This window comes from Amycolatopsis sp. CFH S0740, assembly GCF_004522315.1.
Lineage (GTDB): Bacteria > Actinomycetota > Actinomycetes > Mycobacteriales > Pseudonocardiaceae > Amycolatopsis > Amycolatopsis nivea.
The window spans coordinates 1-14,378 of the sequence record NZ_SDLS01000036.1 but is presented as its reverse complement, the minus strand read 5'-3'; the positions used below and the strand labels follow the sequence as shown (position 1 = coordinate 14,378).

At 69.6% G+C, this 14,378-nt stretch carries 13 protein-coding genes; 10 read left to right on the top strand and 3 right to left on the bottom strand.

Annotation, left to right across the window (positions count from 1 at the left end):
• A complete protein-coding gene (locus EIZ45_RS39125; protein ID WP_134668536.1) occupies positions 1-435 on the top strand; it encodes a VOC family protein in 435 nt (144 codons plus the stop codon).
• A gap of 48 nt (positions 436-483) precedes the next feature.
• Here the strand turns inward: EIZ45_RS39125 and EIZ45_RS39120 are convergent, their stop codons facing one another.
• Positions 484-2,229, bottom strand: coding sequence for a putative Ig domain-containing protein (locus tag EIZ45_RS39120; protein ID WP_134668534.1), 1,746 nt, complete (start codon positions 2,227-2,229; stop codon positions 484-486).
• Between the two features lie 140 nt (positions 2,230-2,369).
• Here EIZ45_RS39120 and EIZ45_RS39115 point away from each other — a divergent pair, with 140 nt between their 5' ends.
• Both EIZ45_RS39115 and EIZ45_RS39110 read left to right on the top strand, forming a co-directional pair.
• A complete protein-coding gene (locus tag EIZ45_RS39115; protein WP_134668531.1) occupies positions 2,370-5,213 on the top strand; it encodes an AAA family ATPase in 2,844 nt (947 codons plus the stop codon).
• A gap of 54 nt (positions 5,214-5,267) precedes the next feature.
• Complete coding sequence (locus EIZ45_RS39110; protein WP_134668529.1) at positions 5,268-5,825, top strand: 3'-5' exonuclease; 558 nt, start codon at positions 5,268-5,270, stop codon at positions 5,823-5,825.
• A 17-nt stretch (positions 5,826-5,842) separates the two neighbouring features.
• Here EIZ45_RS39110 and EIZ45_RS39105 read toward each other — a convergent pair whose 3' ends face one another.
• A complete protein-coding gene (locus EIZ45_RS39105) occupies positions 5,843-7,279 on the bottom strand; it encodes an aromatic amino acid ammonia-lyase (RefSeq protein ID WP_134668527.1) in 1,437 nt (478 codons plus the stop codon).
• Between the two features lie 10 nt (positions 7,280-7,289).
• Positions 7,290-7,592 (bottom strand): helix-turn-helix transcriptional regulator, encoded by a 303-nt coding sequence (locus EIZ45_RS39100; RefSeq protein ID WP_205670261.1) that lies wholly within the window; start codon positions 7,590-7,592, stop codon positions 7,290-7,292.
• 169 nt (positions 7,593-7,761) lie between these two features.
• Here EIZ45_RS39100 and EIZ45_RS39095 point away from each other — a divergent pair, with 169 nt between their 5' ends.
• The 7 genes from EIZ45_RS39095 (at position 7,762) to EIZ45_RS39065 (ending at position 14,221) form a co-directional block, all read left to right on the top strand.
• Positions 7,762-8,979, top strand: coding sequence for a glycoside hydrolase family 18 protein (locus tag EIZ45_RS39095; protein WP_037809873.1), 1,218 nt, complete (start codon positions 7,762-7,764; stop codon positions 8,977-8,979).
• 59 nt (positions 8,980-9,038) lie between these two features.
• Positions 9,039-9,704 carry a DUF2461 domain-containing protein gene (locus EIZ45_RS39090; protein ID WP_037810119.1) on the top strand — a complete coding sequence of 222 codons (666 nt, stop codon included), beginning with the start codon at positions 9,039-9,041 and terminating at the stop codon, positions 9,702-9,704.
• Between the two features lie 157 nt (positions 9,705-9,861).
• Positions 9,862-11,286, top strand: coding sequence for a pyruvate kinase (gene pyk, locus EIZ45_RS39085; protein ID WP_037809875.1), 1,425 nt, complete (start codon positions 9,862-9,864; stop codon positions 11,284-11,286).
• A 91-nt stretch (positions 11,287-11,377) separates the two neighbouring features.
• Positions 11,378-12,280 (top strand): acyl-CoA thioesterase II, encoded by a 903-nt coding sequence (locus EIZ45_RS39080; RefSeq protein WP_134668522.1) that lies wholly within the window; start codon positions 11,378-11,380, stop codon positions 12,278-12,280.
• Between the two features lie 439 nt (positions 12,281-12,719).
• A complete protein-coding gene (locus tag EIZ45_RS39075) occupies positions 12,720-13,619 on the top strand; it encodes a helix-turn-helix transcriptional regulator (RefSeq protein ID WP_037809879.1) in 900 nt (299 codons plus the stop codon).
• Between the two features lie 13 nt (positions 13,620-13,632).
• Positions 13,633-13,830, top strand: coding sequence for a DUF397 domain-containing protein (locus EIZ45_RS39070; RefSeq protein ID WP_037809881.1), 198 nt, complete (start codon positions 13,633-13,635; stop codon positions 13,828-13,830).
• 184 nt (positions 13,831-14,014) lie between these two features.
• Positions 14,015-14,221, top strand: coding sequence for a hypothetical protein (locus EIZ45_RS39065; protein ID WP_043829145.1), 207 nt, complete (start codon positions 14,015-14,017; stop codon positions 14,219-14,221).
• Positions 14,222-14,378: the final 157 nt, after the last annotated feature.

Below are 14,378 nucleotides of genomic sequence, written 5' to 3'. Positions count from 1 at the left end.
ATGGGGTCGGTCAAGCAGGTCCAGGTCACTTTCGATTGCGCGGAGCCCGAGCGCGTCGCCCGCTTCTGGTGCGAGGTGCTGGGCTACGTCGTGCCGCCACCGCCGGAAGGGTTCGCCGACTGGGCGGAGTTCGACCGTTCGCTGCCGGCCGAGCATCAGGGCTCGGCGTTCGCCTGCGTCGATCCGAACGGCGTCGGCCCGCGACTGTTCTTCCAGCGGGTGCCCGAGGGCCGCGTGGTGAAGAACCGGGTGCACCTCGACGTGCGCGCAGGCACCGGTCTGGTCGGCGAGGAACGGCTGGCGGCCCTGAAAGCCGAGGCCGATCGGCTGGTCGCGCTCGGCGCGTCCATCGTGCAGGTGCTGGAGGCGGACGGCGTGAACGAGTCCTGCATCCCGATGCAGGACGTCGAGGGCAACGAGTTCTGCCTGGACTGACGGAAACCGCCGTGCCGCGCGCGAGGCGACGGCACGGCGGCTGCCGGGTCAGGAAACGGAAACGTTGGCCGGAGCGGTGAACGAGCCGCCCGACACCTGGTAGATCTGCGACACGGTGAGGCTGCCGCCCGCCGGGATGCTGTCCTGTCCGGTGATCACGACGTGCCCGGTCGAGCTGGACGCGGTGCCCGGGTTCGTGTTCGACAGCGACTCGTTCGAAGCCAGGTCGAACGACAGCGTCCAGCCGTTAGACGCCGACGAGCCGCCGTTGGTGATCGTGAAGTGCGCGAAGGCGCCGAACCCGTAGTCGTAGTCTGTGGTGAACTTCGCGGTCAGCTTGCCCACCGGAGCCGTCGTGACGGTCCAGGTGAACGGAGCCTGCGCGGTCGCCCCGGCGGAGTCGGTGGCCGTCACGGTCACGTTGCTGGTGCCCGCGGCGCTGGGTGTGCCGGTGATGGAGCCGGTCTTGCCGTCGATGGCCAGTCCGGCGGGGAGGCCGTCCGCCGAGTAGGTGTAGGGCGAGGTGCCGCCCGACGCCGTGACCTTCAGCGAAACCGCCTTGCCCACCACGCTGTTCTGCTTGCCCGGGTTGCTGACGCTCAGCTTGCCGTTGGTACCGCCGCCGGGAGTCAGGCCAGTGACGCCGTGCGGGGTGCCGAGGCCGGTCGGGCCGTCCCAGCCGGTGCCGGCGTCGCAGATCACCGTGCCGCAGCTGCCGTTGCTGCCCGAGGTGACGTCGTTGAAGTCGCCGGTGTGCGCGTACGGGTAGGTCGCGGCGTTGTCGCCGTCCTTGGGCGTGCCGGCGAGCGCCCAGATGCCGGCGACGATCGGGGTGGCGAGGCTGGTGCCGCCGTACTGCGACTGCTGGCCGTTGACGTAGATCGTGATGCCGCTGTTGGGATCCGCGTCCGCCGAAATGTCCGAAGTGGCCCGATTGTCGCACGCGGTGCTGATCCCGTTCTGGAACGCGGGCTTGCTGAACTTGCTCGAACAGCCGCTGCCCGCCTTGCTCCAGGCGGTTTCGGAGTAGCCGCTGCCGGACGCGGTCAGCGTGGTGCCGCCGACCGCGACGACCTCGGGCGACGTGGCCGGGTATTCCGCCTGGGAACCGCTTTCGCTGCCCCAGTCGCCGGTGGCGCCGAGGATCGCGACGCCCGGGTGGTTGTAGTGCTGCTCGGCGTCCGAGGGGATCGCGCTCTCGTGGTCGGCGTAGCTGTTCGACACGATCTTCGCGCCGAGGCGGACCGCGCTGTCGACCGCCGCCGCGAGGTCGCTGTCCTCGTTGCTGTTGCCTTCCACCAGCAGGATCTTGCAGTCCGGGCAGAGCGCGCTGACCGCGTCGACGTCGATGGCCATCTCGGTCGCCCAGCCCGAGTCGGTCTTGGACGGCAGCGTGCTCGTGCCGTCCTGGCCGACGACGGTGAGGCAGCCGTTCGCCTTGGTGCAGGAGCCCAGGTTCCAGTGCGAGCGGTAGTCGTTCAGATCCTTCTCGATGCCGGGGTCGTCGAAGGCGTCGACGATCGCGACGGTGGTCCCGCCGCTCTTCATCCCGGCGACGCCGTAGGCCTTCTGCAGGTCGGCCGGGCTCATCGCGCTGGCCGGGCGGGCTCCGGACGAAACCAGTTGCACGGCCTGGCATTTCGCGTAGCCGGCGGGCGCGTTGGCACACGACGCCGGGCTCAGCTGGGGTCCGGCGTCCGCGGCCGGGGCCGACAGCGCCGCCACCCCCGCTCCGAGAGCGAGCGCGGCACCGGCGGCGGCCAGCCGTCTCAAGGTCATTCCTGCACGCATCATCGCGTCCTTCCTCGTACGCCGCTGCCCGGAAGACGGGCGAAAAGCGGTGCCGCCATTGGATTTCACCGAGGCGGTGCGGAACCAGGAACAACCGGCACAACCGGCTGTTGTGCCGGGAGGAGGAACCCGACCTTCGGAGGATGTCTCGCGCCCCGGCGCGAGCGACGATGGAGCGGCAGGAGGTGCGGGACATGCCGGACGGCGCTGCGGAAACGTTCGACCGGACACTGGTCCGGTTGCGCCGGGCAGCCGGGCTGACGCAGGAACAACTGGCCCAGCGCTGCGGGCTGAGCACGCGCGGCGTGGGGAATCTCGAACGCGGGCAACGGCATCCGCGGCGAGTCACCGTGCAACTCCTCGCCGACGGTCTCGCACTGCCCGAGGACAGCCGGGCCGAACTGCTCGCGGCCGCCCGGCGCGGCAGGCAACAGCCGTTGGACCACCCGGTTCCGCCGCCTCGTCCGGCGCCGGACCTCATCGGCCGCACCGAGGAACACGCCTTGCTGGACAAGCACATTTCCGGGACAGGAAGGCCGTTTCTGGTCTTCGCGGGACAAACCGGAATCGGCAAGACCCGGCTGCTCGCCGAAGCCGCGGCGCTGGCCGAGGCGCGGGGAACGGTGGTGCTCTCGACGGCGTGCTCGCGTTATGGCGGAGAGCCGTACGCGCCGCTCTCCGAAGCGTTCGCGCGGCACGTTTCCGAGCATCCCGCCGGACCCGGCCTGGCGTTCCTGCTTCCCGAACAACGCACGGCCGAACCGGCTCCGGCCCGCTGGCAGATGTTCGCCGAAGCAGCGCGGTTTCTCGACACCCTGGCGCGACGCCGCGGCGTGCTCGTGATCCTGGACGACCTGCAATGGGCCGGTCCGGACGGGCTGGCGCTGCTGGCTTCGCTCGTCCAAGACGCCCGGCCGGATCGCGTCCGCTTCCTCGCTGCCTACCGCGACACCGAGATCGCCGCGGCCGAGCCATTGGCCGACACGCTGCTCGATTTGTACCGGAAAGGCTTGGTGACACAGCATTCGCTGGCCCCGCTGGCGGACGAGGACGCGACGATGCTGTTGCACCACAGCGCCGGAACCGAGGTCGGGCAGTCCGCCCGCGACCGCGTGCTCCGACTGGCAGGCGGACTCCCGTTGTTCCTGGTCCAACTGGGACACGTACTGGGCAGATCCGGCAAACCGCCCGCGGAACTGCCGTGGGGACTTGCCCACGCGGTGCGGCGGCAGGTCGGTTCGCTGCCCGAACGGACGGTCGAAGTGCTCACGCTGCTGGCGGTGGGGCAGCAGCGGATGGACCCGGACGTCCTGGCCGCGGCTGCCGGGCTCGATCCGGCCGAATTGTCCGAAGTGCTCGCTCCCGCGCACACCGCACGGCTGCTGGACGAGAACGCCGAGGGCGTCCGGCTGACCCACGAACTGGTCGCCGAGGTAGTGAACGGCGACTTGCCACCAAGCCGTCGGCACGCACTGCACCGCAGACTCGCCGAAGCATTGGGCGGCGCGGCGGCGGCCTACCACTACACGCACGCACAGGACACTGAACGCGCCGCGCAGACCTTAAGGCACGCAGCGGAAAAAGCCAGCAGACAAGCCGCGCACGACACGGCCGCCCAGCATCTGGGTGCGTTGGTCGACCTGCTGGACCGCACCGGTTCCCAGGCCGCCGTCGCCGAAGCCGCCGAAGCCTGGGCGGACGCGCTTGCCGCAGCCGGCCGGTACGACGCCGCGCTCGCCGCTGCTGAACGCGCGCTTTTGGTGTACCGCAAGGAAGGTGACGAGGAACGGCAACGCCTCGTTATCGCGAGGATCGGGTACCTGCACTACCAACGCGGCACTCCGCGCGAAGGCTTGGCCCGGATCGCGCCGACCCTGACCGAGGATCGCCCCGGCGGATCGTCCGTGCGGCTGCGGCTGGCTCGCGCCGCGAACCTCTACCAGAGCACGCGCTACCGGGAATCCGTCGAGGTTTCCACGGCCGCGATCGTCGCGGCGGAGTCGGTGGGGGACGAGCATGGCCTAGCGGGCGGCCACCTGCGCCGCGGCCTCGCGTTGCGCCTGCTCGGCCGCAACGAGGAAGCACTGGCCGATCTGCACACCGCCGCGGCCACCGCGGAACTGTGCGGCGACCGGGACATCGTCGTCCGCGCGCTGACCGGGGTCGCCGTGCTGCACCACTACCGCGGCGAACTGACCCGGGCGGACCGGCAGTTCGAGCGAATCCTCCGGCTGGCCGAAGAACTGGGCGACCGGGAGCTGCTCAGCCGAGCCGTCTGCAACGTCGGCGCGAGCGCGGTCTACGTCGGCCGTTGGGGCGCCGCGCTGCGCCGGTTCAGCCAGGCACTGGAACTGGCGGGACACGGCCGCTCGCCCATGTGCGGCGCGATGGCCCTCATCGGCCGGGGCGCACTGTGGTCAGCCTGCGGCCGCTACGACGTGGCGGCCGACGACCTGACTCAAGTGATCCGGCTGGGCGAAGAGAGCGACAATGCGGACATCATCTGCAACGCGTCCGCACAGCTGGCGGAGAACGACGTCCGCGCGGGCCGTCCTGAGCGAGGAGTGCGCCGGTTGCTGCCTTTGCTTGCGCTGCAAGGGGAACGGAGCTGGCAGATGACCGACGCACTGCCGTTCCTCGCCGAAGCACAACTGGCGGCCGGGGACCCGGTTGCTGCCGGGGAGACTGCTGCGGAGGCTGTTGCCTGCACTGAGCACATCGAGCACATCCTCGCCCGCACGGACGCGTTTCGGGTGCAGGGTCTGGCTTTTCTTCGGCGCGGGGACTTTTCGGCGGCGGGGGAGAGTTTGGAGGAGGCGGGTGCGCTGGCTGAGCGGGTGGGTTCGCCTTACTTGCACGCACGGGTGAGTGCGGCGAATGCTGTTCTGTCGGATTGGCGCGGCGATTGCCTTGCTGCGGCCCGGGATCGGGGGCGGGCGGAGGAGTTGTTCACGGCTTTGCGGCGGGACGCTTTGGCGGAGGACTGAGTCTGCGTGGAAACTCGAGTGCCTCGGCTGTCTTCGGTTTCTACACTCGCTGGCATGGAAGCGGACCTCCTGAACGTGGTCGACGTCGAGGCGACCTGCTGGGAGAAACAGCCGCCGCCCGGCCAGGCCAGCGAGATCATCGAGATCGGATTGACGGTCGTCGATCTGCGCGCGGGCGAGCGGGTGGCCAAGCACCGGATACTGGTCCGTCCGGCCCGGTCGGAAGTGAGCCCGTTCTGCACGGAGCTGACCGGCTTGACCCAGTCCGAAGTGGACGGCGGCTTGTCGTTCCAGGAGGCCTGCCGGACGCTGGCGGTGCGGCATCGCACGGCGGAGTTGCCGTGGGCCAGCTGGGGAGACTACGACCGCAATCAATTCGCTCGGCAATGCCGCCACACCGGCACCGAGTACCCGTTCACTGGACAGCACACCAACGCGAAGGTCGCGTTCACCGCGGCCTGCGGTCTGCGTCGCCGCCCCGGAATGGCGCAAGCGCTTGCCGTCGCGGGCCTCCCGCTCGAAGGCCGCCACCATCGCGGCGACGACGACGCGTGGAACATCGCCGCGCTGGTGCTGGAGATCGCGAAGCGCGGAGCGTGGCCCCGCGGCTGAATCCGTATCGCCGGGGTTCAGATCCGCGCCAGCTCGTCCAGAACTCCGGCTGCCTTGGCGATGTCCTCAGTCAACGGCCGATCCTCCAACCGCTCGTCCAACACCTCCACCGCGGCCGCGTACGCCGCCCGCACCGGGAGGTCCACCAGCTCGGCCTTCCGAATCCGCAACGCCCGCACCGCCGCGACCAGTTCGCAAGCCAGCACCTGTCGGTAAGCCCCAGCAGCCGCAGTAGCCGCCCGTGCGGCCTGGGTCGAGAAGCTCGCGTGGTCTTCGATCCCGCGCGACACCACGGCGGTCCCGAGCGTCGCGGGCAACGCCGCCTGCCGCAGTTCGGTCAGCGCGTCGTGCGCCACGTACTCCAGGATCATCACCCCGGAACTTCCCGGCGGACCGACCGCGAGGAACGGCCGCAACCCGGTGAACTCCGGTTCCACCAAGTCTCCCAACCGGGCCACGGACAGCTCTGCGACCTGATGCACTGTCGCGCGGGCTTGGTCGAGCGCAGTCGAGACATACGCAGTGTGGAAGTGCGCGTGGTGGTACGCATCGCCATGCACGGTGGAGATCATCGGATTCTCCGTGCTGGCATTGATCTCCACGGCGAGCACATCGCGCAAATAGTGGATCGCGTCCAGCGCGGGACCCTGCACCTGAGGAAAAGCGCGCAGCCCGAAGGGATCCTGAAGCCGCCGACCCGGCTTAGGCGTGCCGTGCATGCCCAACAGCCGACGCATCTCAGCCGCGCACGCCACCTGTCCGGCGTGCGGACGCGCTTCGTGCACAGGCGTCGCGTACGCCTCGGGGTTGCCGTCGAGAGCCACGTACGTGAGCGCGGCGACGGCGTGGCTCGCACGGGTGAGCGTGTCCAGGCTCATCGCGGCGAGGGTCGCTTCGGCGAGCGTCGCGGCGTTGCTGCTCATGAACGCCAATGCGTCGCCCGTGTGCACCGGAACCGGCGGCACCGTGCCGATCGCCCACTCGCGTTCCCCAGCCAACGCGAGAGCGGTCTCCGCGAGGGGAGCGAGGTCGCCGGTGCCGATCGCGCCCAGGCGGTGCACGACGGGCAAGGCGCCGGTGCGCACGGCTTCGGCGAGCGCACTGATCAGCTCGGGGCTGATTCCGGAGCGTCCGGCCAGCAGTTGGTTGAGCCGGATCAGCAGCATCGCGCGGATCTGGCCGTCGGGCAGCAGTTCGCCACTGCCGCCGGCGTGGCTGCGCAGCAGGCGAAGGCCGTGTTCGGCGGGCTCGTCCACCGCGTCGTCCTTGTTCGCGCCGACGCCGGTGGTGCGGCCGTAGACCACTCGCCGGGTGCTCAGGTCCTCGGCCAGCTTCCACGAGTGCTCGGCGGCGCGCAGCGCGGCGATGGACACGTCGATCGCCAGCGGGCCGTCGGTGTGCGCCGCCGTGACCACGTCGGCGCACCGCAGGGTCCGGCCGTCCACTCGGATCACGACGTGCTCCTCACTCGGTTTCGTCCAGCCGCTGTTCGAGCGCGTCGAGCCGCTCGGCCCAGAACTGCCGGTACGGCGCGAGCCACGCGTCCACTTCGGCCAGCGGCTCGGCGCGCAGCCGGTAGCAGCGGCGCTGTGCGGACACCCGCACGGTCACCAGCCCCGCCTCGCGCAGGACGCGCAGGTGCTTGGACACGGCGGGCTGGCTGAGCCGCAGTTCGGCCACCAGTTCGCCGACCGACCGCTCGCCCTCGAGCAGCAGGTCGAGCAGCGCGCGGCGGCGGGGTTCGGCCAGCACGTCGAAGGTCTGCATCACCCCGGAAATCTGCCTCGCGGCGCATATGCCTGTCAAGGAATGCGCGTACCGCCGAATGTCCGTTTTATGGTCTAAACCATTGACCTGGTGGTCTAGTCCACTTACGGTGCATTTGTCCCCGCCGTCACTGCCTCGTCACCGACGGTGACTCCTGAAGGGAGCAACGATGCTTCGCTTGCGCAGAACCCGCCTGCTGGCCTTGGCGACCGCGGCGTTCGCCGCCGCGGCCGCGCTCGTCCCCGCCGCCTCGGCCGCGGCCCCCGCGAGAACCGAGGCCGCGTCCGGCAAGGTCGTCGGCTACTTCACCGACTGGGGCATCTACGACCGCAACTACCACGTGAAGAACATCGAGACGTCCGGCTCGGCGAACAAGCTCACGCACATCAACTTCGCCTTCGGCAACGTCACGAACGGCGGCTGCGCGATCGGCGACGCGTGGGCCGACTACCAGAAGACCTACGACGCGGCGGGCAGCGTCGACGGTGTCGCCGACACCTGGGACCAGCCGCTCGCGGGCAGTTTCAACCAGCTCAAGAAGCTGAAGGCCAAGCACCCCGGGCTGAAGATCATCTGGTCCTTCGGCGGCTGGACCTGGTCCGGCGGCTTCGGCCAGGCCGCGAAGAACCCGGAAGCCTTCGCGAATTCCTGCTACAACCTGGTCAATGACAAGCGCTGGGCCGGGCTGTTCGACGGCATCGACCTCGACTGGGAGTATCCGAACGCGTGCGGTCTCACCTGTGACACGAGCGGTCCCGACGCGTTGAAGAAGCTTCTCGCCGCGGTACGGGGGAAGTTCGGTTCGTCGAAGCTCGTCACCGCCGCGATCACCGCGGACGGCAGCAACGGCGGCAAGCTCGACGTCACCGATTACGCGGGCGCCGCGCAGTACGTCGACTGGTACAACGTGATGACGTACGACTTCTTCGGCGGCTGGGCCGCGCAAGGCCCGACCGCGCCGCACTCGCCGCTGACGTCGTACAACGGCCTGCCGACGCAGGGCTTCTACTCGGACGCGGCCATCCAGAAGCTCAAGAGCAAGGGCGTCCCGGCCTCGAAGCTGTTGCTGGGCATCGGTTTCTACGGCCGCGGCTGGACCGGCGTCACGCAGAGCGCGCCGGGCGGCACCGCGACCGGACCGGCCCCTGGCAAGTACGAGCAGGGCATCGAGGACTACAAGATCCTCAAGACGAGCTGCCCGGCGACCGGAACCGTCGCGGGCACCGCGTACGCCAAGTGCGGTTCGAACTGGTGGAGCTACGACACCCCGTCGACCATCGCGGGCAAGACCTCCTACGCGAGGTCCCAGGGCCTCGGCGGCACCTTCTTCTGGGAGCTGTCCGGCGACACCTCGAACGGCGAGCTGATCACGGCACTCGCCAAGTAACCCCGTTCGATGCAGCCGGGGCGCCGATTCTGTCGGTGCCCCGGTTTATCGTGCTGCGGGTGAAGTTCAGCGGATTCGGGGAGCACGCCGTCGAGTTCTACGACGGGCTGCTCGCGGACAACACCAAGGCCTACTGGGACGACCACGTGGCGCTCTACAAGGAGCACGTGCGGGCTCCGATGGAGGCGCTGCTGGCCGAACTGGAGCCGGAGTTCGGCGCGGGCTTCGGCGAGGCGAAGGTGTTCCGGCCCTATCGCGACGTCCGGTTCGCCAAGGACAAGACGCCGTACAAGACGCACTGCGGCGGCGTGATCGAGGCCGGCCGCGGCGGGGGAGCGTATTACGTCGAGGTCGGCCCGGCCGGGCTGCGCGTCGGCGGCGGCTGCTTCCACCTGGCCTCGGACCAGCTGGCCCGGTACCGCACGGCGGTCGACACCGAACTGCACGGGCCCGCGCTGGAGAAGATCCTGGCGAGCCTGCGGAAGGCGGGCTGGGAAATTCTCGGTGACCGGCTGAAGTCCAAACCGCGCGGGTTCGCCGAGGACCACCCGCGCCTCGACCTGCTGCGGCACCGCTCGGTGTACGCCGTCCGAGCCTGGGAGCCGGACGACTTCCTGCACGAGCGCGAGGCACTCGACCGGGTGCGGAAATCGTGGCGCCAGCTGCGGAAGTTCAACGAATGGGCCCGCGACCACGTGGGTCCGAGCGAGAAACCGCGGCGCTGAACCCGGCCTCCCCCGTTCGGGTGATTCCTCGTGCCCCCGTGCGGCGCGGCGGCCCAGCGCACGCCGGTGCCCGGAACTGAATCCTTCCCGCGTTCTCCGGCCGGAGTTTCGGGATCGGTACAGACGCGAGCGGCCCGAGCGACTAGGCTCTCCGGACGTGAGCCGACGCGCGAAGATCGTTTGTACATTGGGTCCCGCGACCTCCACGCCGGAGAAGATGCGGGCACTCGTCGACGCCGGGATGGACGTCGCGAGGATGAACTTCAGCCACGGCAGCCACAGCGACCACAAGCAGGTCTACGACCTGGTCCGGTCCGCGGCCGCCGAAACCGGCCGGGCGGTGGGGATTCTCGCCGACCTGCAGGGACCGAAGATCCGGCTGGGCACGTTCGCCAGCGGATCGGCGGAATGGCACACCGGCGACGTCGTCCGGATCACCGTCGAGGACGTCGCGGGCACCCACGACCGGGTCTCGACCACCTACAAGGGCCTCGCCAAGGACGCCAAGCCGGGCGACCGGCTGCTGGTCGACGACGGCAAGGTCGGCCTGGTGGTCAAGGACGTCGAGGGCCCGGACGTCGTGTGCGAGGTGACCGAGGGCGGTCCGGTCAGCAACAACAAGGGCGTGTCGCTGCCCGGGATGGACGTCTCGGTGCCGGCGCTGTCCGACAAGGACATCGAGGACCTGGAGTTCGCGCTGCACCTGGGCGTCGACTTCATCGCGCTGTCCTTCGTGCGCTCGCCCGCCGACATCGACCTCGTGCACCAGGTGATGGACCGCGTCGGCAAGGGCAGGCTGCCGGTCGTCGCGAAGATCGAGAAGCCCGAGGCGGTCTACAACCTCGAGGCCATCGTGCTGGCCTTCGACGCGGTGATGGTCGCCCGCGGCGACCTCGGCGTCGAGCTGCCGCTCGAGCAGGTCCCGCTGGTGCAGAAGCGCGCCATCCAGATCTGCCGCGAGAACGCGAAGCCGGTCATCGTCGCCACCCAGATGCTGGAGTCGATGATCAGCAACTCCCGCCCGACCCGCGCCGAGGCGTCCGACGTCGCGAACGCGGTCCTCGACGGCGCCGACGCGGTGATGCTGTCCGGCGAGACGAGCGTCGGCCGGTACCCGATCGAGACGGTCCAGACGATGGGCCGGATCGTCGAGGCCGTCGAGACGGATTCGCCGGTCGTGCCGCCGCTGTCGCATGTGCCGCGCACCAAGCGGGGCGTGATCTCCTACGCCGCCCGCGACATCGGCGAGCGGCTCAACGCCAAGGCGCTGGTCGCGTTCACCCAGTCCGGAGACACCGTGCGCCGCCTCGCGCGGCTGCACACGCGGCTGCCGCTGATGGCGTTCACGCCGGAGCAGAGCGTCCGCAGCCAGCTGGCGCTGACCTGGGGCACCACGACGCAGATCGTGCCGCGCGTGGACTCCACCGACCAGATGATCCAGCAGGTCGACCACGCGATGCTCGAAATGGGCAAGTACCAGCGCGGCGACCTCGTGGTGATCGTCGCGGGCTCCCCGCCCGGGACCGTCGGGTCGACCAACCTGATCCACGTCCACCGGCTCGGTGAAGACGACCACGCATAAGGGACATGCCGGAACCCTGTTGCATAGGCTCCGCCTTCCTCCCCTCCGCCACCCTCAACGGAGGCGCTGGGCGCCGCTGTAAATTTTTGGCATGACTGAGATGGCCAGGAAGGCCGCCACCGGACTCGACTCCAACCCCGGTGGCGGCGGGCAGCCCGTGCTGGACAAGCTCGTCGCGCTGCTCGACCTGGAGAAGATCGAAGAGAACATCTACCGCGGCGTTTCGCCCGCGCACTCGTCGGTGCGGGTGTTCGGCGGGCAGGTCGCCGGGCAGGCGCTCGTCGCGGCGGGCCGGACCGTTCCGGAGGAGCGGCGGGTCCATTCGCTGCACGCGTACTTCATCCGCGGCGGCGACCCGAGCGTCCCGATCGTGTACGAAGTGGACCGCATCCGCGACGGCCGCTCGTTCACCACCCGGCGCGTGGTCGCCGTCCAGCACGGCAAGGCGATCTTCTCGCTGTCCGCGTCGTTCCAGAAGGACGAACCGGGCATCGACCACGCCGAGACGATGCCGCCGGACGTGCCCGATCCCGAGTCGCTGCCGACCTTTCCCGAGCTGACCGCGGGCTACGGCCTGCGCTTCAGCGAGATCCCGCGGCCGATCGACATCCGCTACGTCGGCGAGCCGCCGTGGGTCACCCGCACGACCGGCGAACGCCCGACCCATCACCGGGTCTGGATGCGGGCCGACGGCACCCTCGCCGACAACCAGCTGCTGCACGTCTGCGTGCTCACCTACGCCTCGGACATGACCCTGCTCGACTCGGTCCTCGCGCGGCACGGCGTGTACTGGGACGTCGACAAGGTGCTCGGCGCGAGCCTCGACCACGCGCTCTGGTTCCACCGTCCGTTCCGGGCAGACGAGTGGTTCCTCTACGACAGCACGTCGCCGAGCGCCTCGGGCGCCCGCGGGCTGGCCACCGGACGGTTCTTCACCCGCGACGGCCTGCACGTCGCCACCGTGGTCCAAGAAGGACTGCTGCGGGTCCGATAAGGACGGCTGCCCCGGCGATGACCACTCAGAGTGGCTGTCTGCAGAGGAAAACGTCGGAAACTGTCACTCTCCCGTGGCGAAATTGCGCGGGAATACTCGTCTGAGTAATGCCGTGAAGCAAAGGAAGGTGCCCGGGACCGGTCGGGGGGCGGCCCCGGACACCGTGGTCGTCCGCTTTACCGCGGTGTCCGCGAATAGCCGGGGACGGCCGTCGTCTACGCTGCTCAGGGCCGTCGACGCGGCTGGATTCGCGTCTCGGCCCGCAGGATGCCAGAGTACAAGCGCACTCTGCACAATGCAGGTCGAGAGCAGATCGGAACCAGTGATGGCGGGCTCCCGCCGCGACAGTGGGAATTCGCCGGTGTTATTACTCCACTGACAAGTCGATCACCTGGTTAGATATGCAGTGCGGGCAACAATACGAACCGGAGGTGCTGCCGTGGCGAGAGGCCAGGGACCGACTGTTCGCCGCAGGCGCCTCGCGAGCGAGCTGCGGAGGCTGCGCGAAGCCGCCGATCTGACCATCGACGAGGTCGGCGAAAAGCTGGAGTGCTCGGCGTCGAAAGTGAGCCGCATCGAGACCGGCCACGTCGGCGTCACCCCGCGCGACGCACGCGACATGCTCGCGCTGTACGGCATCACCGGCGACGAGCAGGAAGCGCTCGTCCAGCTCGCGCGTGAAGCACGCAAACGCGGCTGGTGGCACGCGTACAACGAAGTCTTCACCGGCACCTTCGTCGGCCTCGAAGCCGACGCGAGCTCGCTGCGCGCGTTCCAGGCGCTGCTGGTCCCGGGCTTGCTGCAGACCGAGCGCTACGCGTTCTCGGTGATCCGCGCGCTGCGCCCGGACGCCGAAGAGTCCGAGACCCGCCGCCGGGTCGCCGCGCGGATGGCGCGCCAGCAGCTGCTGACCGACGACCCGCCGGTCGAGTACTGGGCGGTGATCGACGAGGCGGTGCTGCACCGCGTGGTCGACAGCCCCGAGGTGATGGCCGAGCAGCTGTACCGGATCACCGCGATGGCGGAAAAGCCGAACGTGACCGTCCAGGTGGTGCCGTTCGGCGCCGGGGCGCACCCCGGCATGGAGGGACCGTTCCTCATCATGGGCTTCCCCGAGCAGGCCGATCCCGACGTGGTCTACGTCGACGACAGCACTTCCAGCGGCCTGTACCTCGAACAGCCCGACGACGTCCGGCGCTACGCGCTGATGTTCGACCACCTGCGCGCAGCAGCGCTGAAACCGGACGATTCGGTGGCGCTGATCACCGACGCGGCCGGCCGGTTCGCCGAACAGGCCGCCGTGGTTCAGGAACCGAGGAACACCGACCCGAGACAGTGAGGATGTGGGGACCATGATGGCCGACCTTTCCGGTGCCCAGTGGCGCAAGAGCAGCTACAGCGGCGGCGGCAACGACTGCGTCGAGGTCGCCTTCGTCGCAGGCGGCGCCGCGGTGCGCGATTCCAAAGACCCGGAAGGCGGGGCGTTCCGCCTGCCCGCCGCCGGCTGGCAGGCGCTCCTGGACGCGGTGCGCGGCCAGGGGCAGGCTTGACCCGTTCGCCCGGCTGATCGCTCAGCTGAGACCCCTTACCCCGCTCGACCTGGACTTCCCTGGTCGAAGCCGCGGGTAAGGGGTCTTTTCGCGTCCCGGTGTAGGCGATCACCCGATGCCCGGGGCGGCCCCTCAGCACGAAAGTGGTCTTCGGCAGACAACGAGACCCGCTGGGGAGAAGAAAATGAGCGACTACAACTGGGACGCCACCCGCGCCGAGGTCGACTACCGGATGACCGAACTGCGCCGCGCCGCCCGCCAGGCCCGCCTGAGCCGGGGCAACCGGGTGGTCCGCTGGGTGCGCACCCACCGCATCACGAACGTCGAGGTGCCCCGCCAGGAAAGGCGCACGGCGACGGTACCGGAGGCCAGGGCGCGACATAGCGCATGAGCCTCAGGGTGTCGGGGACGGTAAGGGGGTCGGGCGGGGCGGCCGAGCCGGGACGGGGGTTCCGGGGCCGCTCCGCCCGCCGGACGCACCCGGCCCCCGCCCGCGCGAAGCTCCCGCAGAGGTCCGTGAAGACATCCCTGGGTTTTGTTTGTCAAGC

What these genes read in the sequence shown, in the direction of transcription:
- EIZ45_RS39125 (WP_134668536.1), top strand. Translation starts at nt 1, where the DNA reads ATGGGGTCGGTCAAGCAGGTCCAGGTCACTTTCGATTGCGCGGAGCCC.
- EIZ45_RS39100 (WP_205670261.1), bottom strand. Translation starts at nt 7,592, where the DNA reads ATGCAGACCTTCGACGTGCTGGCCGAACCCCGCCGCCGCGCGCTGCTC.
- EIZ45_RS39070 (WP_037809881.1), top strand. Translation starts at nt 13,633, where the DNA reads ATGATGGCCGACCTTTCCGGTGCCCAGTGGCGCAAGAGCAGCTACAGC.
- EIZ45_RS39115 (WP_134668531.1), top strand. Translation starts at nt 2,370, where the DNA reads ATGTCTCGCGCCCCGGCGCGAGCGACGATGGAGCGGCAGGAGGTGCGG.
- EIZ45_RS39095 (WP_037809873.1), top strand. Translation starts at nt 7,762, where the DNA reads ATGCTTCGCTTGCGCAGAACCCGCCTGCTGGCCTTGGCGACCGCGGCG.
- EIZ45_RS39120 (WP_134668534.1), bottom strand. Translation starts at nt 2,229, where the DNA reads ATGATGCGTGCAGGAATGACCTTGAGACGGCTGGCCGCCGCCGGTGCC.
- EIZ45_RS39080 (WP_134668522.1), top strand. Translation starts at nt 11,378, where the DNA reads ATGACTGAGATGGCCAGGAAGGCCGCCACCGGACTCGACTCCAACCCC.
- EIZ45_RS39065 (WP_043829145.1), top strand. Translation starts at nt 14,015, where the DNA reads ATGAGCGACTACAACTGGGACGCCACCCGCGCCGAGGTCGACTACCGG.
- EIZ45_RS39110 (WP_134668529.1), top strand. Translation starts at nt 5,268, where the DNA reads ATGGAAGCGGACCTCCTGAACGTGGTCGACGTCGAGGCGACCTGCTGG.